This window comes from Kibdelosporangium aridum (assembly GCF_900176515.1).
Taxonomy (GTDB): Bacteria; Actinomycetota; Actinomycetes; order Mycobacteriales; family Pseudonocardiaceae; genus Kibdelosporangium; species Kibdelosporangium aridum.
Genome location: NZ_FWXV01000003.1, coordinates 837981 through 864324, shown reverse-complemented (window position 1 = coordinate 864324; position 26344 = coordinate 837981). Strand labels below are relative to the sequence as shown.

The 26344-nt window shown below is 68.3% G+C and carries 22 protein-coding genes; 19 read left to right on the top strand and 3 right to left on the bottom strand.

The window, feature by feature from the left end:
• Positions 1–105 precede the first annotated feature (105 nt).
• Genes B9C43_RS22950 through B9C43_RS22940 form a run of 3 tightly spaced genes read right to left on the bottom strand, consistent with a single transcriptional unit; the run spans position 106 to position 5047 of the window.
• Entirely contained in the window at positions 106–2655 is a 2550-nt protein-coding gene (locus tag B9C43_RS22950) for a transglutaminase TgpA family protein (RefSeq protein WP_084429188.1), read from the bottom strand.
• Entirely contained in the window at positions 2655–3920 is a 1266-nt protein-coding gene (locus B9C43_RS22945) for a DUF58 domain-containing protein (protein ID WP_033381667.1), read from the bottom strand. Before B9C43_RS22945 ends, B9C43_RS22950 begins: the two co-directional genes overlap by 1 nt.
• A gap of 2 nt (positions 3921–3922) precedes the next feature.
• Positions 3923–5047 carry an AAA family ATPase gene (locus tag B9C43_RS22940; protein WP_084428857.1) on the bottom strand — a complete coding sequence of 375 codons (1125 nt, stop codon included), beginning with the start codon at positions 5045–5047 and terminating at the stop codon, positions 3923–3925.
• 752 nt (positions 5048–5799) lie between these two features.
• On the opposite strand from B9C43_RS22940, the gene mraZ reads away from it, so the two are divergent.
• From mraZ to B9C43_RS22845, 19 genes are all read left to right on the top strand, one after another.
• Positions 5800–6231, top strand: coding sequence for a division/cell wall cluster transcriptional repressor MraZ (gene mraZ / locus B9C43_RS22935; protein WP_033381665.1), 432 nt, complete (start codon positions 5800–5802; stop codon positions 6229–6231).
• 155 nt (positions 6232–6386) lie between these two features.
• Positions 6387–7346, top strand: a complete 960-nt coding sequence (rsmH, locus tag B9C43_RS22930) for a 16S rRNA (cytosine(1402)-N(4))-methyltransferase RsmH (RefSeq protein ID WP_084428856.1) — start codon at positions 6387–6389, stop codon at positions 7344–7346.
• Positions 7343–7945, top strand: coding sequence for a cell division protein FtsL (locus B9C43_RS22925; protein WP_084428855.1), 603 nt, complete (start codon positions 7343–7345; stop codon positions 7943–7945). Before rsmH ends, B9C43_RS22925 begins: the two co-directional genes overlap by 4 nt.
• A 209-nt stretch (positions 7946–8154) precedes the next feature.
• Positions 8155–9993 (top strand): peptidoglycan D,D-transpeptidase FtsI family protein, encoded by a 1839-nt coding sequence (locus B9C43_RS22920; protein WP_200825664.1) that lies wholly within the window; start codon positions 8155–8157, stop codon positions 9991–9993.
• Positions 9994–10169: 176 nt separating this feature from the next.
• A complete protein-coding gene (locus tag B9C43_RS22915) occupies positions 10170–11693 on the top strand; it encodes a UDP-N-acetylmuramoyl-L-alanyl-D-glutamate--2,6-diaminopimelate ligase (protein ID WP_235038770.1) in 1524 nt (507 codons plus the stop codon).
• A complete protein-coding gene (locus tag B9C43_RS22910) occupies positions 11690–13132 on the top strand; it encodes a UDP-N-acetylmuramoyl-tripeptide--D-alanyl-D-alanine ligase (protein WP_084428852.1) in 1443 nt (480 codons plus the stop codon). Before B9C43_RS22915 ends, B9C43_RS22910 begins: the two co-directional genes overlap by 4 nt.
• A gap of 55 nt (positions 13133–13187) precedes the next feature.
• The gene (gene mraY / locus B9C43_RS22905; protein ID WP_033381661.1) at positions 13188–14273 is read left to right on the top strand and encodes a phospho-N-acetylmuramoyl-pentapeptide-transferase; all 1086 of its coding nucleotides are present in this window, start codon (positions 13188–13190) and stop codon (positions 14271–14273) included.
• A complete protein-coding gene (gene murD, locus B9C43_RS22900; protein ID WP_084428851.1) occupies positions 14260–15588 on the top strand; it encodes a UDP-N-acetylmuramoyl-L-alanine--D-glutamate ligase in 1329 nt (442 codons plus the stop codon). The genes mraY and murD overlap by 14 nt, the downstream gene beginning before the upstream one ends.
• A gap of 15 nt (positions 15589–15603) precedes the next feature.
• Positions 15604–17082 (top strand): putative lipid II flippase FtsW, encoded by a 1479-nt coding sequence (ftsW, locus tag B9C43_RS22895; RefSeq protein WP_143446508.1) that lies wholly within the window; start codon positions 15604–15606, stop codon positions 17080–17082.
• Positions 17045–18166, top strand: a complete 1122-nt coding sequence (gene murG, locus B9C43_RS22890; RefSeq protein WP_143446538.1) for an undecaprenyldiphospho-muramoylpentapeptide beta-N-acetylglucosaminyltransferase — start codon at positions 17045–17047, stop codon at positions 18164–18166. The genes ftsW and murG overlap by 38 nt, the downstream gene beginning before the upstream one ends.
• A gap of 62 nt (positions 18167–18228) precedes the next feature.
• Entirely contained in the window at positions 18229–19575 is a 1347-nt protein-coding gene (gene murC, locus B9C43_RS22885; RefSeq protein ID WP_235038797.1) for a UDP-N-acetylmuramate--L-alanine ligase, read from the top strand.
• Positions 19572–20339 carry a cell division protein FtsQ/DivIB gene (locus B9C43_RS22880; protein ID WP_084428849.1) on the top strand — a complete coding sequence of 256 codons (768 nt, stop codon included), beginning with the start codon at positions 19572–19574 and terminating at the stop codon, positions 20337–20339. Before murC ends, B9C43_RS22880 begins: the two co-directional genes overlap by 4 nt.
• A gap of 247 nt (positions 20340–20586) precedes the next feature.
• A complete protein-coding gene (gene ftsZ / locus B9C43_RS22875) occupies positions 20587–21903 on the top strand; it encodes a cell division protein FtsZ (RefSeq protein WP_084428848.1) in 1317 nt (438 codons plus the stop codon).
• Positions 21904–21978: 75 nt separating this feature from the next.
• Positions 21979–22686 carry a peptidoglycan editing factor PgeF gene (pgeF, locus tag B9C43_RS22870; RefSeq protein ID WP_033381654.1) on the top strand — a complete coding sequence of 236 codons (708 nt, stop codon included), beginning with the start codon at positions 21979–21981 and terminating at the stop codon, positions 22684–22686.
• A complete protein-coding gene (locus B9C43_RS22865; protein WP_033381646.1) occupies positions 22683–23411 on the top strand; it encodes a YggS family pyridoxal phosphate-dependent enzyme in 729 nt (242 codons plus the stop codon). The genes pgeF and B9C43_RS22865 overlap by 4 nt, the downstream gene beginning before the upstream one ends.
• Before the next feature lie 98 nt (positions 23412–23509).
• Positions 23510–24136 (top strand): cell division protein SepF, encoded by a 627-nt coding sequence (locus B9C43_RS22860; RefSeq protein ID WP_033381645.1) that lies wholly within the window; start codon positions 23510–23512, stop codon positions 24134–24136.
• Positions 24137–24164: 28 nt separating this feature from the next.
• Positions 24165–24440, top strand: a complete 276-nt coding sequence (locus tag B9C43_RS22855) for a YggT family protein (protein WP_033381653.1) — start codon at positions 24165–24167, stop codon at positions 24438–24440.
• 47 nt (positions 24441–24487) lie between these two features.
• On the top strand, positions 24488–25327 hold the full coding sequence (wag31, locus tag B9C43_RS22850) for a DivIVA-like cell division protein Wag31 (RefSeq protein WP_033381644.1): 840 nt from the start codon (positions 24488–24490) through the stop codon (positions 25325–25327).
• Between the two features lie 20 nt (positions 25328–25347).
• Complete coding sequence (locus B9C43_RS22845) at positions 25348–26172, top strand: hypothetical protein (RefSeq protein ID WP_035879355.1); 825 nt, start codon at positions 25348–25350, stop codon at positions 26170–26172.
• Positions 26173–26344 lie beyond the last annotated feature (172 nt).

Here is a 26344-nt window from a genome sequence, read left to right as displayed (position 1 = left end):
CCCATGCGACATCGCAACAGCGGGGCAGCCGCACACAGCGGCAACTCTGGTCAGACGTACCTTCTGCCCACAGCAAGGCCCCTGAGGACGACAGGGGCCTGAACGTCAGGTCGACGGTGCTGCTTTGAACGGCTTCGCGGGCGGGTCGTCCTGGCGGCCCTTCGGCGGCTTGCGTGGTTTCATCACCGAGCGCGGGAAAAGCTTGGCGCGCAAGGACAATGGTGCGTTGCGTTTCATGCTGTCCCGTACTTGCTCGACCGCGTTGGGCAGGTCGGGGTCGGGGGTGCCGCCTCCGCCGTACCAGGAGCGTTCGAGGATCGAGACCATCTTGCGTAGGCCGTCCTTGCCTGAGTCGTCCAGTGAGTGCTCACGGACCAGGCGGCGGGCGGTCATGCGGATTGTGTCGGTCGGGGGCGCGCTTGCGCCGCGGTCCCACGATTCCGCCATCACTTCGTCCCATGCCGCGACAGGTGCTTCGGGCGTGTTGCTGCTCACCGTTTGCAGACGGTCTCGCCGTCGCCAGTAACGAGTCAGCGCTGGGAACAGGGACACGCCGATCAGGCCTAGCGGTACGGCCAGCCACCAGCTGACGATCGCCGCCGCGAACACCGCTGCGAGCAACCACAGCACGGTCGCGATGGTGACCAGGATCGTTCGCTGCCGTCGTTTCCGAGCTGTCAGGGACGCTCCTGTCAACCCGAGTCCGGCGACGCCTAGGCCGGTGAGCAACAGCAGCGACAGCACCGTCGCGCCGCCTGCGGCGGCGACGCTCGTGTAGCCCGTCCATGCCAGTTCGTCTTGTGCCTCTGGGGCGGTCTGGTCGGGCTGTGACGGGTCGTCGTTGGGGGCCGTGGGGGCCGCGCTGCTCTCCGACTCCTCCGGGGCCGTCGGGGCTGTGCTTTCGCCGTCCGGCAGGCGGCCGGTGGTGGAGCTCTGGGGGTTCATGTACGGCGGGGTGTAGCCGCGGCCGTCGGTCAGTGGCGTCGGGTCGACGGTGACCCAGCCGTACTGCGGGAAGAAGACCTCGACCCATGCGTGCGCGTCCTGGGTGGTGATCGACCGGTAGTCGCTCACCGAGTACCCGGAGGTGTAGCCGATCGCCACGCGGGCCGGGATGCCTGCCGCACGCACGAGCACTGCCATCGCGGACGCGTACTGCTCGCAGTACCCGGTCTTGCCGTTGAACAGGAAGTCGAGCAACGCGTCCTGGCTGCTTGCCCTCGCCGTCTCGGTCTTGTACGTGAAGCCGTTGTTCGGGTTGAAGTAGTCCTTCAGCGCCAGGACTTTGTCCCACTGGTTCGACTTGCCCGCGGTCAGGTCACGGGCCAGGTTGGTAATCCTCGGGTTGAGCTGCGGCAGCTCGGTGTACTGCGGGCCGACTTCGCCCGCGGCGCTCGGCGACTGGCGCAGCTGCTCGTAGGTCGGCTGGTTCAGGTCGACGAATTCGACGTACGTGTTGAACTTCCGTGGCCTGCGGGTGTAGACCGCGCCGCTCAGTTCGTCGAACCTGGCGTCCGCGGGCAGGCCTTCGATCAGCCGCGGCGACGGGTACACCGGCGCCCAGTTGTCCTCCGAGTTGACCGGCTCGATCTCCACCCTGGTGGTCTCGCCGTTGGGGCTGCGCCCGGGTTCGAGCGGCAGCTCGGTGTTCAGCGACCTTCCGTTGGGCATGCCCGGCCCGAGGTCCCAGCCCTCGTTGGCGATGTACGCCTTCAGCGTCGTCGCCCGCAGGTATCGCCGGTCGTCGGTCAGCCCCCGGATGCGGAACATCTCCTGGTTGCCCTTTTGGTCCAGCATTCCGCGCAGCTTGGTGAACGCCTTGAGCGAGAACCCGCCCGAGGCGAGTCCGCCCGCGCCGACGTTGCCGGGCAGCTGCCCGACCGTGCCGACCGGCGTGAAGACCGCACCAACGATCAGGGCAAGCACAACAGCGACCGACACGAGCGTGACGGGCGCGGTCGCGTTGTTCCCGCCGCTGGAGCTGGAACGCGGTGAGCGGCCACGCCACACCTGATGGCGGTGCGTCCCGTCGACCGCGAGGAGCACGGCGTACGAACCGGCGCCCAGCACGAACGACCACCACGGCAGCATTTCGTCGGCGAGCGAGGCGGGGACCGCGTACACGCACAGCAGCACCAGGCCGCTGGCGGCCGGCGTGCCCGCGGCCACGGCGAGCGAGTCGACGAGCACCGCGACCAGGCCGATCGCGATCACGACGAGACAGAGGATCGGTGTGGTGGGTTCCACCGGTGGAACCCCGGTCTGCACCACCGTGACCGCGTCCCGTAAGACGTCACCGATCTGTTCGACCGCCTTGGGACCTGGCAGGAAGCCGAGCACGCCCTCGGTCGTGAACAGTGCGACCACCAGGCACATCAGCGCGAACAGCTGCGCGAGGCCGATCAGCAGGATCGGGAAACGCATCGCGCGCAGGCCGATCCCGGTCCCGGCGATGACGATGATCGCCACGGCCGCGTGGCCGAGCCACACGCTGCCTTCGATCACGCCGGACAGCGCGGTCGACGCGCACAGCGTCGTGATCGCGGCGAACACGGGGGTGACGTTGTTCGACGGCTGCTCGGGGGCGCGTTGGATCGTGCGCGGCTGAGGTGGCTGTGTCGGCGGCGCTGTCGGCCGGGACGGGGTGTAGACCATCAGGACCATCCACTCGCGTGCATCGCGCCACGGTTCTGGCTGGCGCGGCACAAGTTGTTCCAGACCTGGTGCATCGGGACGTCAGGCTTGGCGATGACGGTGCTCCAGCCGGCCGTGTTGAGCAGCGTCGCCGCCGCGTCCGGGTCGAGGGCCGAAGTGTCGTCCTTGGTCGTCCATGCCCGGGTGTCCATCAGGATCGCCAGGCTGCGGCTGGCCCGTGGCCGGTAACGGATCAACTGGTCGACCGACTCGGGGTCGACCGAACCGAGGATCGCGACCAGCTCCTGGCCTTGGCCGGGGTCGCCGGCGATGGCGATCTCCTTCTGGTGCGACGCCTGCAGCGCGGCAAGCGAGTCCAGCACAAGGAAGTCACTGTGGATGCCGTCCGCGCTCTCCGGCGCGATCGGCCTGCCGTCCTCCGAGACCAGCCGCACGCGGTGGCCGTTGCGTAGCAGGTGCAGGCTGACGCTCGCGGCCATCGAGACCGCCCACTCCATGCTGGACGTCGGGCCGCTGCCTTTGTGCGCGTGCTCGCGGTGGTCAAGCAATACGGTCGTGCCGCCGCGCCATGGGCGCTCCTCGACACGGACCATCATCTCGTCGCGGTGAGCGGTTGAGCGCCAGTGCACCTTGCGGAGGTCGTCGCCTTGGCGGTACGGCCGGACGACAGCGTCGTCCTCGCCTTGACCAGCGGACAACCGGACCGAGCCGTCCTCGCCCGCGCCCATGCCCGACCCACCTGGCATGCCGATCAACGGGATGACCCTGGGGACGACGATCAGGCGTGTCACACCGGCGAGCTCACGATCAAATTCGGACAAACCGAACGGATCGGTTACCTTGGCGCGCAACGGTCCCAGGTGCTGAACACCGCGCATCGTCGGTTCCACTGTGTATCGAAGCTGGATGCCGTTGTTGCGCGGCAGGTGCTCGATCACGAACCGCGGCCTGCCACCCAGCGTGTACGGCACGCCGTCCTGCAGCAGCAGCCCACCGGTGGGCAGACGGCCAGTGCTCCAGACGTTCAGTGACACCTCCGCGCGCCCGCCGACGGGCGTCCGCATCGGATTGATGTGCCGTTCGGTACGCAGGCCGACGCGGGACCGGCCGGCCAGGAAGCAGACCAGCAACGGCATCGCGACCACGAAAACGGAGACTCGCAGCAGATCGCGTTCGTTGAGCACGAACGAGCACAGGGCAGCGGCCAGCCCGGCGGCCAGCAGGCACCGGCCACGAGTGGTCATGCCCGCCAGCGGACCACCCATCGTTACTGCCTGTTCCCGCGCACGTCGGAGACCCATTGTGCGGCTGGGTCGACGCCCTGCGGGACGGGCACGCGCTGCAACAACCCCCGGATCATGTCCGCGGGCGACCGGCGCGCGGCCTGGGCCTCCGCGGTGAGCACGAGACGGTGGGCGAGCACAGGCACAGCGACCGCATGCATGTCGTCGGGCACAACGAAGTCACGGCCAGCCAGCGCCGCCTGCGCACGCGCGGCGCGTACCAGGTGCAGCGTCGATCGTGGCGAAGCACCGAGACGGATCTCCGGTAGCCGCCGTGTCGCGGAGACGAGATCGACCGCGTACCGCCTGACCTCGGGCGCGATGTGCACAGTGCGCACGGCCTCGACGAGCGTGCGCACCTGCGCGGCGTCGGACACTGGCTGCAGTGTGGCGAGCGGGTCGTGGCCCGCGTGCTCGTCCACCATCGCCAGTTCGGCGTTCGGGTCCGGGTAACCGATCGACACGCGCGCGGTGAAGCGGTCGCGCTGCGCTTCGGGCAGCGCGTACGTGCCTTCCATCTCGATCGGGTTCTGGGTCGCGATCACCATGAACGGCGACTCCAGCCGGTACGTGTTGCCGTCCACCGTGACCTGGTGCTCTTCCATGCACTCCAGCAGCGCGGACTGGGTCTTCGGCGAGGCCCGGTTGATCTCGTCGCCGACCACGATGTTGGAGAACACCGGGCCGGGCCGGAACTCGAAGTTGGTGGTCTGCCGGTTGAAGATCGACACGCCGGTCACGTCGCTCGGCAGCAGGTCGGGCGTGAACTGCAACCGGGAGACCGAACAGTCGATGGACTTGGCCAGCGCCTTGGCCAGCGATGTCTTCCCGACCCCCGGCACGTCCTCGACCAGCAGATGTCCTTCGGCGAGCAGCGTGACCAGTGCGATCCGCACCACGTCCGGCTTGCCGACCAGCACCCGTTCGACGTTCGCGGCGATGCGCTGGGCTGTGGCATGAACCTCATCGAGCGCCTTACCCGTGGTTGCGCGCGGCGTCGGGCTGGGACTCGTCCCATTGGTGGGCTGGGGTGCATAGGGGTCGGGCCCAGCACCGTTGCCTCCGTAGGGGTGCCCAGGCAACGCGGCGGACGGGGTAGAAGACGTCACTCGACCTCCTGATGCTCCTCGGTGGTGCTCTCCCAGATCCCACCGATGCGATGCCAGCGCCCTGTTCACTTCATCTGGCTCGCCTGATCAGGCGAACAAGGGCGGCACAGCTTGACACGAGTGGTGTCAAACCAGGGCGAAGTCGCCCGGGGTTGTCATTCTCAGTATCAGTATCCGGCAAGACGCCCTCGACGTGCAGGGCAGTTGGCGACAAAGGCCCTACTTCCTTCTCCTCCGTGCCCCCTTGGACGCACCTGCGGCGACGAGGTTGCTGCCATTCTGGATGTTCACACGGCTCCGAAGGCCGTCACAGCCCATTCGGACAGCGGATAGACAGCCGCCGGACAGGGCACGATCAGGCCATTCGCCCGGGGCATTTCACGCCCAGTGATCAATGCGGTGATCAATACCGACGATCACCGTCAGTCATCACCCGAACCGGGCCGAGTGGGCTCGGCCCCCACCGGTGCCCCCACTTTCACCCACCGGGCCGTCCAAGTGGCCCGTGATTGCCCACTGTGGACTTCTGAACACCTTCTCCAACAGCGGATAAGCATCCCCGTGCCGAGGGAGGCGGCGCGCTCGCCCCACCCGTCCCCCACCTGCGTCACCTGCGAAAACGTGTCCATCGACCGGGTTATCCGGGACAGATCCGCGTTGACTGTGGTGAAAAGTGGGGTACTGTGGCCGCAAGTGGGGCAGAAGGGTGTCCCATGGCCGGTCCGCAGGGCTGGTGGGGAGGTGGTGAACCGATGTTCCTCGGTACCCACACCCCGAAAATGGACGACAAGGGGAGGCTGACGCTGCCGGCGAAGTTCCGCGACGCCCTCGCGGGGGGCTTGATGGTCACGAAGGGTCAGGATCACTGCCTCTACGTCTTCCCCCGTGCGGAGTTCGAGGAAATGGCCCGGAAGGTCGCCGCCGCCCCGCTGACGAACGAGGCGGTACGTGCCTACCAGCGGTACCTGTTCGCCGGAACAGACGAACAGCGGCCCGATGGCCAGGGACGGATCGCGATCGCGCCTGAGCTGCGGCGCTACGCCGGGCTGACCAAGGAGTGCGTGGTGATCGGCGCGATCACCCGGCTGGAGATCTGGGACGCCCAGGCCTGGCAGGCATATCTGGACGAGCACGAGGACAGCTACGCGCAGGCGCGGGAGGAGGTACTGCCCGGATTCTTCTAGAGCAGATCGCGGGATGCCGTGAGGCCTCGGCCCGGTGGCGATCGACCCTGGCGCACCTTCCCCGGCGCCAGGTTCGCTTCTCCGGGCTGGGACCTGACGGCATCTGCTTTCTCTAGGACGAATGTCGAGCGGTACCTGTAGAGGGGTCGAGAACCATGACGCGCGAGAACCCGCGGCACGTACCCGTGCTGCTGGAGCGGGTCCTCGCGTTGCTCGCCCCGGCGCTGGAAGGCCGTCCGGCGATCGCGGTGGACGCCACCCTCGGGCTCGGCGGCCACTCGGAAGCGTTGCTCCAAGCACACCCCCAGCTGACCTTGGTCGGACTCGACCGTGACCCCAACGCGCTCGCGCTGTCCCGCGAGCGGTTGGCGCCGTACGCGGATCGCATCCACCTCGTGCACGCCGTGTACGACGAGCTGCCGGACGTCCTCGACGAACTCGGCATCGCCGCAGTGGACGGCGTGCTGTTCGACCTCGGGGTGTCGTCGATGCAGCTCGACGAGGCCGACCGGGGTTTCGCGTACGCCAAGGACGCCCCGCTGGACATGCGGATGGACCAGAGCACAGGGATCACCGCGGCGGACGTGCTGAACACCTACGACGTGCGTGATCTCGCGCGAATCCTGCGGGACTACGGCGAGGAACGGTTCGCCGGCAAGATCGCCAAAGCCGTTGCCGCTGAACGGCAGCGCGAGCCGTTCAGCACGAGCGAGCGGTTGGTGCAGCTGCTCTATAACGCTGTGCCCGCGGCGAGCCGCCGGACTGGCGGGCATCCGGCGAAGCGCACGTTCCAGGCGCTGCGCATCGAGGTCAACGGCGAACTCGAGGTCCTGCGCCGGGCGATGCCCGCGGCGCTGTCGCGGCTGAAGGTCGGCGGCCGGATCGTCGTGGAGTCCTACCAGTCGCTGGAGGACCGGCTGGTCAAGCGCGCGTTCGCGGAGCTGGCCAAATCGACCACACCGGAAGGGCTGCCGGTGGAACTGCCGGGCCACGGCCCGCAGGTGCGCCTGCTCACCAGGGGAGCCGAGCAGGCGGACGAAGCAGAGACCGAACACAACCCACGCGCGGCGCCAGTACGGCTGCGGGCGGCGGAACGGATCAGGGAGGCGTCATGACCGCACCGGCAAGGGTAGGCAGGTCATCCTCGCGCGGCCGCTCGTCGCAGTCTCGTCGTAAGGCCGAAGCGGAAGCGGCCACGGCAACGCCGGAGACGACCGAAGCGCCGTCACGGACTCAAAGACGCCCGCGCACCGCCGCGGCGGAGAAGGCGTACGCGCGCCGCGCGCAGCGCGAAGGCCGTACGGGTGGTGAGCCGGTTCAGCGGCGGCCACGTCCGCAGCGGCAGAAGCACGAGCGCGGTACCGCGTCGCGGGCTTCGTTCGTGATGCTCGTGATGGGTCTGCTCGTCGTGGGTGTGATCACCACGCTGTGGCTGTCCACGCAGGCCATCGCCGACTCGTACCGGCTCGACCAGGCCAAGAAGGCGGCGACCGAGCTGGCCGAGCGGGTCGAGATGCTGCAGCAGGACGTGACCAGCCTGGAATCCGCGTCCACGCTCGCGGACATGGCGCGCAAGCTGGGCATGATCCCGGCAGGCGACCCGTCCCGGCTGGTCGTCGGACCGGACGGCAAGGTGACCGTGATGGGTGATCCCAAGCCGGTGACCCCGCCACCGCCGCCCGCGCCACCGGCCACTCCTGGCGGTAACGGCTGATGGAAAGGGACGAGTGGGTTCCGCCCTCGCTCCGCAAACAGCAGCAGGGCGGCCCGAAGCGCAAGCCACCCCAGGGCAAGGCGGGATACGGCAAATCGGGCAAGTCGATCCCGAAGCCCAAGCCACCGGCCCGGCAGACCGTGCACCACCGGCCGGTCGGCAAGCCCGCGCGCCCGCCTGCCCGCAAGCCCCAGCCGAAGCGGGGGCCGATGTTGCGGCGCAAGCGGGTCGCGGCCAATCCCCGGCTGCGGATCGTCACCGTGCGGTTCGTGCTGATCGCCGCGTTGATCGCGGCGGGCGTGCGGCTGATCCAGGTACAGGGGATCGAGGCCGAGGCGCTGGCGGTCCGCGCGGACAAGCAGCGCGCGGTCACGAACACCATCCCGGCCAAGCGGGGCGACATCATCGACCGCAACGGGGTGAAGCTCGCGTTCAGCGTGGAGACCCGCGCGTTGTTCTGGGCGCCGACGGTGGTGCGCAAGGACTACGAGAAGAACAAGATCGACTACGAGACCCGGATCAAGGAGATCGCTGCCAAGATCAAGTCCGTGCTCGGCGACAAGGTCGACGAGAACGACCTGCTCACCAAGATGCGGTCGGACGGCTACAGCACGCTGGCACGTGACGTGCTGCCCGCGCAGGAACGCGAGATCCGCAAGAAGTACAAGGAGATCATCTCCGAGGTGCAGTCCCGCCGGGAGTACCCGGGCGGCACGCTGGCGTCCAACATCCTCGGCTACGCGAACTGGCGCAGCGACGACAAGGACCGGAGCAAGCACAACGTGCACGGCCTGTTCGGGATGGAGAACGACCGGGACTCCGAACTCGCCGGTGAACCGGGCAAGCAGACCGTGGACACCGCTGAAGGCACCGACGGCGTGGTCATCCCGGGCACGGAACGCAATGTGCGGCAAGCGAAAGACGGCTCGGACATCGAGCTGACGATCGATGCCGACGTGCAGTACGACGTCCAGCAGAAGCTTTCCGCGTACGTCGCGCAGAACCGCGCGAAAGGCGGGGCCGCTGTCGTGATGGACGCGCACACCGGCGAGGTGTACGCGCTGGCCAACGACAAGAGCTTCGACCCGGCGGCACCCAAGGGCCCCAACGGATACAGCAACCCACAGGCCACCGGCAACCCGGCGGTGACGACGCCGTACGAGCCGGGTTCGGTGAACAAGATCGTGACCGCGGCCGCGGCGATCGAGGACGGTCTCACCAAACCCGAGGACACCCACCGGGTCCTCGGCTCGCACAAGGTCGCCGACCGGGTCATCGAGGACGCGTGGCCGCACGGCCCGCTGACGATGACCACCACAGGCATCTTCGCCAAGTCCTCCAACGTGGGCACGCTGATGCTGGCCGAGCAGGTCGGCCAGGACCGCTACGCCGACATGCTCAAGAAGTTCGGCCTCGGCCAGAAGACCGGCGTCGGCCTGCCCGGTGAGAGCCCGGGCTCGGTGCCGGAGCGCAAGCAGTGGTCCGGCTCGACGTTCGGCAACCTGCCGATCGGCCAGGGCCTTTCGATGACCGTGCTGCAGATGGCCGGGATGTACCAGACCATCGCCAACAACGGCGTGCGCGTCTCGCCGCGGATCATCAAGTCCACAATCGACCGTGACGGCATCAAGCACGACGAACCGCGGCCCGAAGGTGTCCGCGTGGTCAGCGAGCAGACCGCGACCACGGTGCGCAACATGTTCCGTGCGGTCATGCAGAAGGCGCCCAACAACCAGAGCGGCACGGGCCCGCAGGCGGCGCTCACCGGCTTTCAGATTTCCGGCAAAACCGGCACGGGACAGCAGATCGACCCGGCGACCGGCAAGTACAGCACGACACTGCACACGATCACGTTCGCGGGCATCCTGCCCGCGGACAACCCGAGGTTCGTGGTCGGCATCATGATCGACCGGCCGGACTACTTCGGGGCCGAATTCGGCAAGACGGCCGCGCCGCTGTTCCACGACATCGCGTCCTACCTGGCCCAGCGCTTCAACTTGCCGCTGTCGGCCGAGCAGGCGCCGGTCGTCCCGCTGACGCTGAACTAGCCCGGATCGCCGGTCCAGTCCCGCTTCTGATGCGTTCGCCGAGCCGTGATGTGATCCGCGCATGGCGAATTCCGCTGGTGCGAAGTGAACCCGTCTCCCGCCTACCACGCCTTCGCGCGGGGCAAGATCGAGCACCGCCGGGTGACGGCCGAACGGGCGAAGGTAGCCTCTCGCGCGTGCCCGCGAAGCTCGAGGGCAAGGCTGTGAACGCGCCGCCCCGCCCTGCCAAAACAGAACCCGTCCCATTGACCACCCTGGTGGCACGTGCGGACGCACACCCCGCCCATGGTGATCTGGACGGGATGGTCACTGGCGCCACCTTGCGTGCCCAGCATGCCCAGGCCGGTGACCTGTTCGCCGCGCTGCCGGGCGCCCGCGTGCACGGAGCGCAGTTCGCCCGTGACGCGGTGGCCGCCGGTGCCGTGGCGATCCTCACCGACCGCGCGGGCGCGAGCCAGCTGGCGGACGTCGACGTTCCAGTGCTTGTTCATAAGGACCCGCGTGGCGTGCTCGGGTCGATCGCCGCATGGATCTACGGCGAGCCGTCGCTGCGCCTGTCGGTGCTCGGCGTGACGGGTACGTCAGGCAAGACCACTACTACTTACATGCTCGAAGCGGGCCTGCGGGCCGCCGGACACACCACCGGCCTGGTCGGCACCGTGGAGACGCGGATCGCCGGCGAGCGCCTGGCCAGTGCGTTCACCACGCCCGAGGCGCCCGACCTGCAGGCACTGTTCGCGGTGATGGTCGAAAAAGGCGTCACGCACGTGCCGATGGAGGTCTCCAGCCACGCCTTGTCCTTGGGCCGGGTCGGCGGAACGCGGTTCTCGGTCGGCGCGTTCACCAACCTCTCGCAGGACCACCTGGACTTCCACCGGGACATGGAGGACTACTTCCAGGCCAAGGCGTTGCTGTTCGACGGCCGGTCGACCAAGGAAGTGGTCAACACCGACGGCGAGTGGGGCGCCCGCCTGGTCAAGCCGGACACCGTCACCGTGTCCACCCAGCACGGCGCCGATTGGACGGCCGACGGCATCACGTCCTCGATCGACGGTGAGCAGACGTTCACCGTGCGCGGCCCGGGCGTCCAGTTCACGGTGACCCTGCCGATGCCGGGCACGTTCAACGTCGCCAACGCGTTGCTGGCCGCCGCGTGCCTGACCGTGGCCGGAGTCGAGCCGGACGCGATCGCCGCGGGACTGAACGAGGTTCAGGTTCCCGGCCGGATGGAACGTGTCGCGTTGGGCCAGCAGTTCACGGCCGTCGTCGACTACTCGCACAAGCCGGAGGCGGTCGCCCTCGCATTGGACGCGATCCGGGCGCGGACCACGGGCCGTGTGATCACGGTCCTCGGTTGTGGCGGTGACCGTGACGCGGCGAAGCGCCCGTTGATGGGCCGGGAGGCGGCGACCCGCAGCGAGTTGTTGATCGTGACCGACGACAACCCGCGCAGCGAGGACCCTGCCGAGATCCGCGAAGCGATGATCGCCGGAGCCATGGCCGCCGACGGCCGTGGTGACGTGCGCGAGATCGGTGACCGGCGTGCGGCGATCATCGCCGCGGTCACCGAGGCCCAGCCCGGCGACGCGGTCGTGATCGCGGGCAAGGGGCATGAGACCGGCCAGGAGATAGCCGGCATCGTGCATCCGTTCTCCGACCGGGACGAGCTCTCGGCCGCGATCCGTGAGGTGGTTCTGTGATCCCGTTGACCGCTGGACAGATCGCCGAGGCAGTCGGCGGCAGACTGCACAACGTCGACCCCGACGTGGTCGTGACCGGTTCGGTCGAGTTCGACTCCCGCGAGGTCTCGCCGGACGGCCTGTTCGTGGCACTGCCGGGGGTGAAGGTCGACGGGCACGACTTCGCCAAGTCCTCAGGTGCACGGCTGACGCTCGCGGCCCGCGAGATCGACGCGCCCGCGGTGATCGTTCCGCCGGTGACCGAGGCGAACCACGGCTCGTTCGCGCTGATCGGTGACAAGGACGGCTCTGGTGCCGCGGTTCTCGCCGGCTTGGCAGCCCTCGCCCGCTATGTCGTGGACCGCCTGCCTGACCTGACGATCGTCGGCGTCACCGGTTCGTCCGGCAAGACCTCGACCAAGGACCTGATCGCCCAGCTCGTCGAGCCGATGGGGCCGACAGTGGCGCCGCCGGGCTCGTTCAACAGCGAACTGGGCCACCCGTGGACCGTGTTGCGGGCCGACGAGCAGACCAAGTACCTGGTGCTCGAACTGTCCGCCCGCGGCATGGGCCACATCCGGGACCTGACCGAGGTGGCGCCGCCGAAGATCGGTGTGGTGATCAACGTCGGCACCGCGCACATCGGCAACTACGCCTCCAAGGACGAGATCGCCAAGGCCAAGGGCGAACTCGCCGAGGCGCTGCCGCAGGACGGCGTCGCCGTGCTCAACGCGGACGATCCGCTGGTGCGGGCCATGGCCTCGCGGACGAAGGCCCAGGTCGTGCTGGTCGGCGAGAGCGCCGACGCGCAGATCCGGGCCGAGGACGTCGTGCTGGACGCCGAAGCGCGGGCGAGCTTCCGGCTCGTGACGCCCCAGGGCGACGCCGACGTCAAGCTGACGCTGCACGGCGCGCACCACGTGGGCAACGCCCTCTCCGCCGCGGCCGTCGCGCTGCAGCTCGGTGCGACGCCCGACGAGGTGGCCGCGCGGCTCTCGCAGGCCAAGCGCATGTCCGCGCGCCGGATGGAGGTCACCACCAGGTCGGATGGCGTGACGTTCGTCAACGACTCCTACAACGCCAACCCCGAGTCGGTCCGTGCCGCGCTGAAGAGCGTCGTCGAGATCGCCAGGCAGGGAAACCGCCGCACCTGGGCGGTGCTGGGAACAATGGCCGACCTCGGCGCCGAGCACGTGACCGCGCACGACGAGATCGGCAGGCTCGCGGTCCGGCTGGACATCAACCGCCTTGTGGTGGTGGGGGACGACGCGCGGGCGATGCACCAAGGCGCCCACCTCGAAGGCTCATGGGGAGAGGAGTCCGTGCTGGTGCCGGACGTCGACGCGGCCGTCGCATTGCTTCGGTCAGAACTGCGACCTGGTGACGTGGTACTCGTCAAGGCCTCGAAGTCCGCGGCCTTGTGGCGGGTCGCCGACGCCTTGCTGGAGGATGCGGAGTGATCTCCGTCTGGCTCGCCGATGCCCTCCGGGAGACTGAACCACTGGAGGGGCTCAAGTGATTGGCATCGGTATCGCCGGCGCGATCGCGCTGGTGATCTCCATCCTGTTCACGCCCTACCTGATCAAGCTGTTCTCCAGGCAGGGCTTCGGGCAGGAGATCCGCGAGGAAGGCCCGCAGGGCCACAAGTCCAAGCGCGGCACCCCGACCATGGGCGGCGTGGCGATCATGGTCGCCATGTGGGTCGGCTACCTCGGCTCCTACGGCGTGAACATGCTGATGGGCCGGGACGAGTCGCCGACCGCGTCCGGCTGGCTGGTGATGATGCTGACCACCGGGCTGGGCCTGGTCGGCTTCCTCGACGACTTCATCAAGATCCGCAAGCAGCGCAACCTCGGCCTGAACAAGACGGCCAAGCTGGTCGGCCAGCTGGTCGTCGGTGTCACGTTCGCCATCCTCGCGCTGCAGTTCGTCGACGAGAACGGCCTGTCGCCCGCGTCGCCGAACCTGTCCTTCATCAGGGACATCTCGTTCATCTCGTTCGGCACGGTCGGTTTCGTGGTGTTCTGCTACGGCATCATCGGCGCCTGGTCGAACGCGGTGAACTTCACCGACGGCCTTGACGGCCTGGCCGGTGGGTCGGCGGCGATGGTGTTCGGCACGTACGTGGTCATCTGCTTCTGGCAGCTGCGTAACGACTGTTCCGCGGTGCTGGGCCCGGCCTGCTACGAGACGCGGGACCCGCTCGACCTCGCGATCGTGGCCGCCGCGGCGATGGGCGCGTGCATCGGCTTCCTGTGGTGGAACGCCGCACCGGCCAAGATCTTCATGGGTGACACCGGTTCGCTGGCGCTCGGCGGCCTGGTCGCCGGGCTGTCCATGATGACCCGCACCGAGCTGCTGATGATCGTGATCGGTGGCATCTTCGTGGTGGAGATGATGTCGGTGATCGTGCAGATCGGGGTTTTCCAGCTGACCAAGAAACGCGTTTTCCGGATGGCGCCGTTCCACCACCACTTCGAGCTGGCCGGGTGGGCGGAGACCACTGTGATCATCCGGTTCTGGCTGCTCGGCGGCGTGTGCGCGATGTTCGGGCTCGGCCTGTTCTACAGCGAATGGCTGGCGGCAAGTGGCGCGGGCTGATTTCGCCGGGCGGGACGTCCTGGTCGTCGGCGGCGGGTTGACCGGGCGGTCGGTCGTGGCCGCGCTGGTCGAACTCGGCGCCAAGGTCACCGTCACCGACGGCAAGCCCGAAGCCCTCAAGGAGTTCGGAGACCTTGCCCGGCCAGGGCTGACGGCGCCGCCCGAAGGCACGGATCTGGTGGTGACCACCCCGGGCTGGAAGCCGGTCAGTGCGTTGCACGTGGCCGCGGCCGAGGCGGGTATCGAGGTCATCGGCGACGTCGAGCTTGCCTGGCGGCTGTCGTCGGGGCAGACCTGGCTCGCGTTGACCGGAACGGACGGCAAGACCACGACCGTCAGCATGCTGGAGTCGATCCTGCGCGCGGCCGGGGTGAAGGCCGTGGCCTGCGGGAACATCGGTCTTCCGGTGATCGACGCGATCCGGGCGGGCTATGAGGTGCTGGCCGTCGAGCTGTCCAGCTACCAGCTGCACTGGCAGACATCCCTCGCGGTGGACGCCGCCGTCGTGCTCAACCTGGCCGAGGACCACATCGAGTGGCACGGCTCGTTCGAGGAGTACGCCTCCGCCAAGGCCAAGATCTACCGGGGCGCGAAAACCCGGATCTACAACGCGGACGACGAGTGGTCGGTCCAGCTGGCCAGCCAAGGGAATCGTTCCAGTGGCATAGGTTTCACAGTCGGAGAGCCGGGCCCCAACAGGTTCGGCGTGATCGACGGGTGGCTGGTGGACGACGGCACGCGGTTGTGCCCTGTCGACGAAGTCCGTCCGCCTGGCCTGCACAACGTGAGCAACGCCCTTGCCGCAGCGGCACTTGCCAGGTCGTACGGGGTGAGCCCGGAAGCGGTCCGTGAGGGTTTCCGTACCTACCAACCCCAGCCCCATCGGGTCCAACTAGTCGGCGAGATCGACGGAGTCCGTTACGTCAACGACTCCAAGGCCACCAACACCCACGCGGCCGCGGGATCGCTGACCGCGTACGAGCACGTCGTCTGGATCGCCGGTGGTGAGCTGCACGGCGCCGACATCGACGAATTCGTCGCGAGCGTGGCCGGCCGGCTGCGCGGCGTCGTTCTGCTGGGCGCTGATCAGGATGTTTTCGCGCAAGCACTCGGGCGACACGCGCCCGAGGTCCCCATCACGCGGTTGGATTCACGAGACGATGGGGTCATGACTGCAGTGGTACGCGCGGCCCGTGAACTGGCACGCCCCGGTGACGTCGTACTGCTGGCGCCTGCTGCGAAGTCGCACGACATGTTCACCAGCTATGCGCACCGCGGCGAGATGTTCACGAAAGCAGTCCAGGCATCGGTGTGACGGGGAGGCATTGTCATGACAGCCACCCTCACACCGGAGGACCGTAAGCGCGCCAGAGCCGACCGCCGCAAGCGCACCAGCCTGTTCACCCTGCTGACGGCGTGGCTCGGCCGTCCGCTGGCCAGCTTCCACCTGGTGCTCGCGGTGTTCGGTCTGCTGACCGTGCTCGGCCTGGTGATGGTGTTGTCCGCGAGCTCGGTCGTCTCGCTGGACTCCGGTTCGTCTTCGGTCTACACGGTCTTCAAAAAGCAGCTGCTGTTCGTGGTGATCGGCGCGGTCGCGTTCTGGATCGCGGTCCGGATGCCGCTGCGGCTGATGCGGCAGTTCGCCGCGCCCGCACTGGCGGTGTGCTTCGGCCTGCTGGTGCTCGTTCTGCTGGTCGGCAAGACGATCAACGGCACGACCAGCTGGTTCGTGGTCGGCCCGGTCTCGTTCCAGCCCATCGAGGTCGCCAAGCTCGCGCTGGTGCTGTGGGGCGCGCACGTGATGGTGCAGAAGAAGGCGTTGCTGCACCAGTACCGGCATCTGCTCGTGCCGCTGGTGCCCGTGGCGTTGCTGATGTTCGCGCTGGTCATGATGCAGCCCGACCTCGGCGGCACGGTCACGTTGATCGTCGTTCTGTTCGCGTTGCTGTGGTTCGCCGGCGCCCCGATGCGCCTGTTCGGCGCCGCCACGATCGGCGGTGTCGCCGGTGTCGTGGTGCTGTCGCTCAACGAGGCATACCGGCTCGACCGCGTGCTGACGTTCCTCAACCCGGATGCCGACCCGACCGGCAAGGGACACCAGGCGCTGCAGGCCAAGTACGCGCTCGCCGACGGCGGGCTGTTCGGCAAGGGCCTCGGGCAGGGCCAGTCGAAATGGGAGTACTTGCCCAACGTGCATAACGACTTCATCTTCGCGCTGATCGGCGAGGAGCTGGGGTTCTTGGGCTGCGCGTTGGTGCTGGGGCTCTTCGCCATGCTCGCCGTGGTCGGCCTGCGGATCGCCGCCCGCAACATCGACCCGTGGATCCGGATGGTGGCCGCCACGCTGACGGTGTGGCTGGTCGGCCAGGCCGCGATCAACATCGCCTACGTGGTGGGCCTGCTGCCCGTCACCGGGATCACGTTGCCGATGATTTCCGCCGGTGGCAGCTCGATCGTGGTGACCATGTTCGTGTTCGGGATCCTCGCTAACTGTGCTCGCCATGAACCCGAATCCGTGGCCGCACTACGCTCGCAGGGACCAGGTCGGTTCGGCCGGCTCATGAAGCTGCCCGCCCCCGACGTGTACAACCCGCCGCAGAAGCGCAAGCCGGCGCGGCCGTCCACGCCGCCACGAGCGGCCGGACGCCGTGAACCGGCTTCCCGGCGGGCAGGCACGGCGGAGCGCCAGCTGCACGAGCGCCGCAGGACTCGTCGCAGCGTTCCGGTTCCGGAACACCGTCGGGAACACAGGCGTTCGGCACGCGGCCGCGCTGGCCATCCCCGTGCGGACGAAGGAGGACGTCATTAACCAGGGACCGTGTGTCGTGGTGGCCGGTGGGGGCACGGCCGGGCACATCGAACCGGCACTCGCGTTGGCCGACGCGGTGAGGCGTGCCCGGCCGGATGCCCGGGTCGTCGCGCTGGGCACGCCCCGCGGCCTCGAGGGCAAGATCGTGCCGGCCCGCGGCTACCAGCTGGAGATGATCCCGCCGGTGCCGATGCCGCGTAAGCCCACGATGGACCTGCTGAAGCTGCCGCTGAACGTGCGCCGGGCGATCAAGCAGACCCGTGCGGTGCTCGACCGGGTCGGCGCGGACGTCGTGGTGGGCTTCGGCGGGTACGTGTCGTTGCCCGCGTACTTGGCCGCGCGTGGCCGTCTGCCGATCGTGGTGCACGAGGCGAACGCCCGCACCGGAATGGCGAACAAAGTCGGCGCCCGGTACGCGGCAAGGGTCGCCGCCGCCGTGCCGGACTCGGGCCTGCCGAACGCCGAGGTGATCGGGATCCCGTTGCGGCAGTCGATCACCGATCTGGACCGCCAGGCTTTGCGTGACGAGGCGCGCCGGTTCTTCCGGCTGCACCCGCACGCGCCGACGCTGCTGGTGTTCGGTGGTTCGCAGGGCGCGGCGTCGATCAACAACGCGGTGGCGCCGCTGGCGAGCGAGTTCGCCAGGGCCGGGATCGGCGTGTTGCACGCGCACGGCGCGAAGAACACGTTGGCGGTCCAGCAGATCCCGGGCGCACCGCCGTACGTTCCTGTGCCGTACCTGGAGCGCATGGACCTCGCCTACGCGGCGGCCGACGCGGTGTTGTGCCGTTCCGGTGCGATGACCGTTGCCGAGGTTTCAGCTGTCGGACTGCCCGCGGTGTACGTGCCGCTGCCCATCGGCAACGGGGAGCAGGCGTTCAACTGCCGGCCCCAGGTGACCGCGGGTGGCGCGATCATGATCCCGGACAACGAACTGAGCCCGGACAAGCTCAGGGAGGTCCTGCTGCCGTTGCTGACCAACCCACGCAGGCTCTCCGCGATGGGGACCGCCGCACAGAGCACCGGGCACGGCTCGGCCGCGGACGTGCTGGCCAAGATGGTGCTGGACGTGGTGCGCAAGTGAACACCATCACCACCCCCGCCGTGCTGGAGCGGGCGCATCTGGTCGGCGTCGGTGGCGCCGGGATGAGCGGTATCGCGCGGATCCTGCTCGCCCGTGGCCTGCAAGTGTCCGGTTCGGACGCCAAGGACTCGCGGACTTTCCTCGCACTGCGCGCACAGGGCGCGAAGATCGCGGTCGGCCAAGCCGCCGAGAACCTCGACCTGTTGCCGGACGGGCCAACCGCGGTCGTCGTCTCCACGGCGATCAAAGAGGACAACCCCGAGCTGGTCGAGGCACGGCGGCGGGGCATCACCGTGCTGCACCGCTCGGAGGCGTTGGCAGGCCTGATGGTCGGCCACCGGGTCGCGTGCATCGCCGGTACGCACGGCAAAACGTCGACCACGTCGATGCTGACTGTCGCGTTGCAACACTGCAGGCTCGACCCGTCGTTCGCGATCGGTGGCGACCTCAACGAGTCCGGCGCGAACGCGCACCAGGGCTCCGGTGGGATCTTCGTCGCTGAGGCGGACGAGAGCGACGGCTCGTTCCTGGTGTTCTCGCCGACGGTCGCGGTCGTGACCAACGTCGAGGCCGATCACCTTGACCACCACGGCACTCCGGAGGCGTACGCGGCGGTCTTCGAGTCCTTTGTGGACCGACTGAACCCGGACGGCGTGCTCATCGTGTGTGCGGACGACCCTGGCGCGGTCGCGCTCGCGGAGCGGGCGCAAGCGCGTGGCCTGCGCGTACGGCGCTACGGCCGCAACGCGGACGGCGATGACTCAGCCAAGTTGCTGTCGTACGACCCGGTCGACGGCGCGGGTCGCGCGGTGATCTCCTTGGAGGGCAGGGAGATTGAGGTTGGGGTCGCGGTCCCGGGCGAGCACATGGCCCTCAACGGGCTTGCCGCCTTGCTTGCCGGGCTCGAACTCGGCGCAGAGCTTGAGGGCTTGTTGGGCGGCATCGCCGCTTTCGGTGGCGTGCGCAGGCGGTTCGAGTTCAAGGGCCGTTCCCGCGGTGTTCGCGTCTACGACGACTACGCCCACCACCCGACGGAGGTCGCCGCACAGCTGCGAGCCGTGCGCCCGGCGGCCGCGGATGGACGGGTGCTTGTCGTGTTCCAGCCGCACCTCTACTCGCGGACCCGGATGTTCGCCAAGGAGTTCGGCGAGGCGCTCGCGCTGGCCGACGAAGTGGTGGTGCTGGACGTGTTCGGCGCGCGGGAAGCCCCGGAGCCCGGCGTCAGCGGCGCGCTGATCTCCGACGCTGTTCCGCTGCCCAAGGAGCAGGTGCACTACGAGCCCGCGTTCGACAAGGTGCCCGGACTGGTCGCCTCCTTGGCCAAGGACGGGGATCTGGTGCTGACCATGGGTGCCGGTGACGTCACCTCGCTCGGCCCTGAACTGATTGCCGCACTGGACCGGCAATGACGACCCCCACGCGTCCCGAGAGCCGCCGCCCCGCCAGCAGTGCGGGCGCGGCGGCTCGCGAGCGCAGGGAGAAGCGGGAACTGCTGCGGCCGACCCGCCGCCGGGCGTTGATGCGCCGGTGGATGGTCGTTCTGGTGTTGCTCGGCGTCGTCGGCGTGCTCTACGTGATCTTGTTCACCCCGGTGCTCGGCGTGCGGTCGGTCGACGTGCAGGGCACGCAAGGCCTGACACCGGATGAAGTGCGCACCGTCGCCGCCGTGGAGATGGGCAAACCCTTGGTCCGGTTGGACACCGACCAGATCGCTGACCGGGTCGCCACTTTGCCACGCGTGGCGAAGGTCAGTGTCGAGCGGTCGTGGCCGAGTACCGTGGAGATCATCATCACCGAACGGACTCCGGTGGCGTACGCCAAGCTCGCCGACGGCGCGCACATGGTCGACGCGACCGGAGCCGACTACGCTGTCGTCCCCCAAGCGCCGGCTGGACTTCCGTCGATCGAGGTCGCCACACTGGGCACCGGTGACCCGGTGACCCGTGCGGTCGTCGACGTACTCGGCAGGATTCCGCCACAGCTCAAGGAACGGGTGGTCACGCTGGCCGCCAAGACCCCGGGCGACGTGCAGCTGCGCCTCACCACGGGCCAATTGGTGAAGTGGGGCAACGCGGAGGATTCCGAGCGCAAGGCGATGGTGCTGGCGGCCTTGCTGACCCGGCCGGGCAAGGTGTACGACGTAGCTGCCCCGGATTTACCGACGGTGTCTTGACTAGTGAGATCCGGCGACAGCGGATCCATGGAAATCCCGGTATTTTTGGTGCTGCCGGGTGATCGCATGCGTCACACACGGCGTGGCTGCTGGACCCGAGCACGATCCGTCTTTACCGTCCACGGTTGAGGACGTACGGGGTTGACATGACTCTGAATCTCTGGTTGAGGTTGAGGGTTTGCGTGGCCGCCGGACGCAAAACGGCGTGAACCACGTGTGAACCTATGACTGGAGGAAGGCGGAACCGATGACGCCCCCGCACAACTACTTGGCGGTGATCAAGGTCGTCGGTATCGGCGGCGGCGGGGTCAACGCGGTCAACCGGATGATCGAGGTCGGCCTGAAGGGCGTCGAGTTCATCGCGGTGAACACCGACGCGCAGGCCCTGTTGATGTCGGACGCCGACGTCAAGCTCGACATCGGCCGCGAACTGACCCGTGGCCTCGGTGCCGGTGCCAATCCTGAGGTCGGCCACAAGGCCGCCGAGGACCACCGCGAGGAGATCGAGGAAGTCCTCAAGGGCGCCGACATGGTGTTCGTGACCGCGGGCGAAGGCGGTGGTACCGGAACCGGTGGCGCGCCTGTCGTCGCGTCGGTCGCGCGCAAGCTCGGCGCGCTGACGATCGGTGTCGTCACGCGGCCGTTCTCCTTCGAGGGCAAGCGCCGCGCGCGGCAGGCCGAAGAGGGCATCACCGAGCTGCGCAACGAGTGCGACACCCTGATCGTGATCCCGAACGACCGGCTGCTGCAGCTCGGCGACGTCGGCGTGAGCCTGATGGACGCGTTCCGCTCGGCGGACGAGGTGCTGCTGTCCGGTGTCCAGGGCATCACCGACCTGATCACCACCCCCGGTCTGATCAACCTGGACTTCGCCGACGTCAAGAGCGTGATGTCCGGCGCGGGCTCGGCGTTGATGGGTATCGGCTCGGCGCGCGGTGAGGGCCGGGCGATTCAGGCGGCACAGAAGGCGATCAACTCGCCGCTGCTGGAAGCCTCGATGGACGGCGCACACGGCGTGCTGCTGGCGATCGCGGGTGGCTCGGACCTCGGCCTGTTCGAGATCAACGAGGCCGCATCGCTGGTGCAGGAGTCGGCACACCCGGAAGCCAACATCATCTTCGGAACGGTGATCGACGACTCGCTCGGCGACGAGGTCCGGGTGACGGTGATCGCGGCCGGCTTCGACGGTGGCACGCCCACCCACAAGAAGCTGGACCCGCAAGTGGTCGCCTCGCGTACACCTGCCAACCCGCCGACGGCCACGGCCGAGGCAGGTCAGGTCGCGCGGCCGGCACCGCAGCCCTCGCCGGAACCGAAGCCGCAACCGGCACCGGCGGTTCAGCCCCAGCCACCGACTCCGCCGACGACCACGTACACCCCGCCGGCCACGCCGCAGCAGGCGCCGACTCAGTACGCGTCGCCGCGTCCGGTCGAGCGTCCGACGAGCCTGCCCGGTCCGCGGGCGACCGGCTTGGAGGGCCGCGGGCACCTGCCCAGTCGTGCGGTCCCGGTGACCGACGACCCGGACGACGAGGTGGACGTCCCACCCTTCATGCGTCGCTGACCTGAATATCCTCATGAGTGGTTGTCGGGGTGCCAACCCTGATGACCACTCATGAGTCTTTTATGGGGAGTGGATTTGCGCATCAGGCGGGTGGTCACCACACGAGCCGGTGGCGTGTCGGCGAAGCCGTACGACTCGTTCAACCTCGGCCCTCACGTCGGCGACGACCCGGAGGCCGTCGCGGCCAACCGGCGGCGCCTCGCCCGTGATCTGAAACTGCCCGAGGACCACGTGGTCTGGATGGAACAGGTGCACGGCCGGACAGTCACGGTTGTCGACGGCCCACGCACGACTCCTGCCGAGGCGACCGACGCACTTGTGACGACTCAGCCGGGCATCGCCGTCGCGGTGCTCGTCGCCGACTGCGTTCCGGTGTTGCTCGCCGACCCCGAAGCCGGAGTCGTCGGTGCGGTCCACGCGGGCCGGGTGGGCGCTCGTGTCGGCGTCTTGCCGGCAGCGCTGCAGGCGATGAAGGATGCGGGAGCGCGCATGAATCGGATCGAGGTTCTGCTCGGCCCGTCCGTGTGCGGCCAGTGCTACGAAGTTCCGCCGGAGATGCAAGCGGATGTAGACAAACATCTGCCGGGCAGCGCCTGCCGGACCCGGTCCGGCAAGTCCGGTCTGGATCTTCGGGCCGGACTGTGGGAGCAACTCGCCGCGATCGGGGTGAACAAGATCGGGATCGACCCGCGGTGCACCGTGGAGGACCGTTCACTGTTCAGTCACCGCAGAGAAGGGACCACTGGGCGATTGGCCGCCCTGACTTGGGTCGATCCGGCATGACCGGCAGGCGTGAGCGGCTCGCGGCGAGCATCCAGGCCGTCCAAGATCGGATCGCTGCGGCATGTGCGCAGGTCAACCGGGATCCCAGCGAAGTGATGTTGCTGCCGGTGACCAAGCGGTTCCCGGCTTCGGACGCCGTCCTGCTGGCCGAACTGGGCTTGGTCCAGTTGGCCGAAAACAAAGATCAAGAAGCCGGGCCGAAGGCCCAGGCCGTCGGTGAACTGCTGCCTGGCGTCGATGTGCGGTGGCACATGGTGGGCAGGCTCCAGCGCAACAAGGCCCGTTCGGTGGTCCGCTGGGCCACTGTCGTGCAGTCCGTGGACTCGCCGCGACTGGCCGACGCGCTCGCCCGGGCGGTGGACTCGGCGCTGACAGCGGGTGACCGGAACTCGCCACTCGATGTCCTCATCCAGGTCTCGTTGGACGGTGACGCACAGCGTGGCGGATGCCCTGTCGAGGAGCTCCCCGCCCTGGCCGACGGGGTAGCCCGGAAGAGTGAATTGAATCTCAGCGGGCTGATGGCCGTCGCACCTTTGGGCTGGCCCCCTGATCATGCCTTTGACCTGCTGGCAAAGGTGTTCGAGCAGACCCGTAACGATCACCCGGGAATCACCGAGATGTCGGCGGGGATGAGCTCCGATCTTGAGTCCGCCATCGCGCACGGGTCCACCTGCGTGCGTGTCGGAACCGCTCTGCTAGGGGACCGGCCGTTAACCTCACCGTGAGTGCGATTCACGGCCTGGTCCCCGTCGGTTTTGGGTATTAGTGGATCGGGTAGCTGTTCCGCACGCCGGGGAGTCGCGGAGGGAAGGCAGGCAACGGCATGAGTGCTCTGCAGAAGCTGAAGGCCTACTTCGGGATGGTCCCGGCGGAAGACGAGGACTACGAGGGCGACGACGACCGCTACGGGTCGTACCGCTCCGATGGATACCGCTCGGAGTACGTCGAAGATGACTACTCAGCGTATTCGGAGCGTGCCCCGCGCCGTCGTCGCGGCGGCTTCCGTGAGGACGCCGAAGACCAGGACTACCAGCCAGCCGACCGGGGCAGGGGCCGGCCGGCATGGGCTGGGGACACGCCGCCGACACGCGGCGCACTCGCGGTGGAGCCGCACCGTGAGCCGGCCGGGCGGCTGCGCCCGGTGCCGGAGTCCGCACCGGCCGCCACCCCGCTCGGGCGGATCATCACACTGCATCCGACCAGCTACATCGAGGCCCGGACGATTGGCGAGCACTACCGCGAGGGCACGCCTGTGATCATGAACCTGACCGAGATGGACGACGCGGACGCCCGGCGTCTTGTCGACTTCGCGGCAGGCCTTGCCTTCGCTATGCGCGGCGCGATGGACAAGGTCACCAACAAAGTGTTCTTGATCTCACCGCCGAATGTCGACGTCAGCGCCGAAGACCGGCGCAGACTCGCTGAGGGCGGGTTCGCCAGCAGGGGCTGATGGATGGCAGAGTTGTAGCGTGGAACCAGTGCTCCTAGCCGTTTGGTACGTGTTGTTCGCGTTCTGGCTACTGCTCACCGCTCGTGTCATTGTGGAGCTCGTCCGGGCGTTCGCCCGGGAGTGGCATCCAGCGGGCGGGGTTGCGGTCGCGCTGGAGACCATCTACACAGTGACCGACCCTCCGGTCCGTTTGTTCCGTCGGTTGATCCCGATGGTTCGGATCGGAGGCGTAGGACTGGACTTATCGATTATGGTGCTGCTGCTGGTCGTGTTCATCGGGATGCGACTGGTGTATCCCGGGTGACGGGGAACCTGGGATGCCGGCAGGCCGTGAGTGCGTGAGGTGATCTGATGTCGTTGACCCCCGCTGACGTGCATAACGTCGCGTTCAGCAAGCCTCCTATTGGGAAGCGGGGCTACAACGAGGACGAGGTTGACGCTTTCCTCGACTTGGTCGAGGGCGAACTGGCCCGGCTGATCGAGGAGAACAACGACCTGCGCGCGCAGGTCGAGCAGCTGGACGCGCAGCTCGAGTCGGCGCGGGCGGATCTGGACGACGCCAGGACCAACCTCTCCTCCGGCCCTCCGACCCGCGTCGTGGACGAGCCTGTGCCGTCCCGGCGTTTGACCCCGGTGCCGCCACCCAGCGCACTGGAGCAGACCAACCCTGGTGCTGGTGGGGGGGACCACCACGTCCAGGCGGCCAAGGTGCTGGGTCTTGCCCAGGAGATGGCCGACCGGCTGACCGGCGAGGCCAAGGCCGAGTCCGACGGCATGCTCGCCGAGGCTCGTACCAAGGCCGAGCAGCTGATGTCCGAGGCACGTGCCAAGTCCGACACCATGATCAACGAGTCCCGTACCCGGGCCGAGACCATGTTGAACGACGCGCGCACCCGTGCCGAGACGCTGACCCGTGAAGCCCGCGACAAGGCCACCGCGCTGGAACGCGAGGCCCAGCGCAAGCACACCGAGCTGATCGGCTCGGCACAGCAGGAACGGCTCACCCTCGAGAAGAAGCTGGACACGCTGCGGACCTTCGAGCGCGAGTACCGCACGCGCCTGAAGACCCTGCTGCAGTCGTCCTTGCGGGAGCTGGAGGACCGCGCACCGGCGGCACCGTCGTCGGAGGGCAGTCGCTCAGCCAGCCAGCAGGGGTACTCGTTCGGGCCGCGTGCGGCCGAAGCCGGCTGAGCCGGGGTTTGACCTAGAAGATGCTGTACCTGGTCCTGGTCCTTGTGGTGGCGTCGCTCGGTCTGTTGATCGCGGCGCTGACCACGGCCAACACCCTGTGGGCATGGATTTCCGTGCTGATCAGCGTGGTGGCCGGCGCTCTGATGGTGCTCGACTGGGTCCAGAACAGGCGTCGTCGGTCGCGGGGGGCTCCCGCGGCCGACCGGATGCCCGAGGCACCCGCCAGGGAGATGCCGCCTGTCCAGGAGCCGATGCTGGCTCCTGCGCCGCCACCACCGGCTCAGGCAGCGGCGTCGCCGCCCTCGGACAACGACTTCGACGAGTCGTTCGAGGCATTCGAGAAGCAGCTGCAGGATCCTGCACCCCTGCCTGCCGACCGCGAGCCCGCGTACGACCCGCCGGTCTTCGGTGAACCGCCGTTCGGCACCACTCCGCCGGAGCCGGTCACCGCAGTCCAGGAACCGGTCACCGATCTGCCTGCCGAGTCGGCGACTGGGTTCTTCCAGCCGGCCAACGACGTGCCAGCCGATCCGGCGACCGCGGTTCAGCGTCCGGTGGCACCGCCTGAACCGGTGACGGCTGTCCAGCAGCCGGTGCTCGACGCGAACGTGGAGCCGCCAGAGGAAGCCACGGACGCCACCGACCTGCTGGTGGTCAGCGAGCTGTCCGCCGAGGTGGTCGTGATCGACGAGCGACCCAGATACCACTTGGACTCCTGCGCCTGGCTCGGCAACCGTCCGATCCTGCCGTTGCCGGTGTCCGAGGCCCGCGATCTCGGGTTCACGCCGTGCGCACTGTGCAGCCCGGACGCGACCCTCGCGGCGCAGCAGAGGGCTCGCTCGTAACCCGTTTGCCGGAGTTTGTACCCTAGGAAGTACAGGCACCGATCCGGCCATCACCGGGGAGCCTCCGGAAGAACAGGCCGGTTGGCCTCAGTAGAACCGGACGGGTAGGCCCGTCACAGCCGTCAACGAGAGGTCGTCGTGTTCGCGGCGACAATCGGGGTGGTACCGCGGT

Excerpts from the sequence above, each read along its gene's own strand:
- B9C43_RS22950 (WP_084429188.1), bottom strand. The coding sequence starts at position 2,655 with ATGGTCTACACCCCGTCCCGGCCGACAGCGCCGCCGACACAGCCACCT.
- B9C43_RS22865 (WP_033381646.1), top strand. The coding sequence starts at position 22,683 with ATGACCGGCAGGCGTGAGCGGCTCGCGGCGAGCATCCAGGCCGTCCAA.
- B9C43_RS22880 (WP_084428849.1), top strand. The coding sequence starts at position 19,572 with ATGACGACCCCCACGCGTCCCGAGAGCCGCCGCCCCGCCAGCAGTGCG.
- ftsZ (WP_084428848.1), top strand. The coding sequence starts at position 20,587 with ATGACGCCCCCGCACAACTACTTGGCGGTGATCAAGGTCGTCGGTATC.
- ftsW (WP_143446508.1), top strand. The coding sequence starts at position 15,604 with ATGACAGCCACCCTCACACCGGAGGACCGTAAGCGCGCCAGAGCCGAC.
- B9C43_RS22945 (WP_033381667.1), bottom strand. The coding sequence starts at position 3,920 with ATGGGTGGTCCGCTGGCGGGCATGACCACTCGTGGCCGGTGCCTGCTG.
- B9C43_RS22920 (WP_200825664.1), top strand. The coding sequence starts at position 8,155 with ATGTTGCGGCGCAAGCGGGTCGCGGCCAATCCCCGGCTGCGGATCGTC.
- murC (WP_235038797.1), top strand. The coding sequence starts at position 18,229 with ATGAGCGGTATCGCGCGGATCCTGCTCGCCCGTGGCCTGCAAGTGTCC.
- B9C43_RS22925 (WP_084428855.1), top strand. The coding sequence starts at position 7,343 with ATGACCGCACCGGCAAGGGTAGGCAGGTCATCCTCGCGCGGCCGCTCG.
- mraZ (WP_033381665.1), top strand. The coding sequence starts at position 5,800 with ATGTTCCTCGGTACCCACACCCCGAAAATGGACGACAAGGGGAGGCTG.
- B9C43_RS22860 (WP_033381645.1), top strand. The coding sequence starts at position 23,510 with ATGAGTGCTCTGCAGAAGCTGAAGGCCTACTTCGGGATGGTCCCGGCG.
- wag31 (WP_033381644.1), top strand. The coding sequence starts at position 24,488 with ATGTCGTTGACCCCCGCTGACGTGCATAACGTCGCGTTCAGCAAGCCT.
- rsmH (WP_084428856.1), top strand. The coding sequence starts at position 6,387 with ATGACGCGCGAGAACCCGCGGCACGTACCCGTGCTGCTGGAGCGGGTC.
- B9C43_RS22845 (WP_035879355.1), top strand. The coding sequence starts at position 25,348 with ATGCTGTACCTGGTCCTGGTCCTTGTGGTGGCGTCGCTCGGTCTGTTG.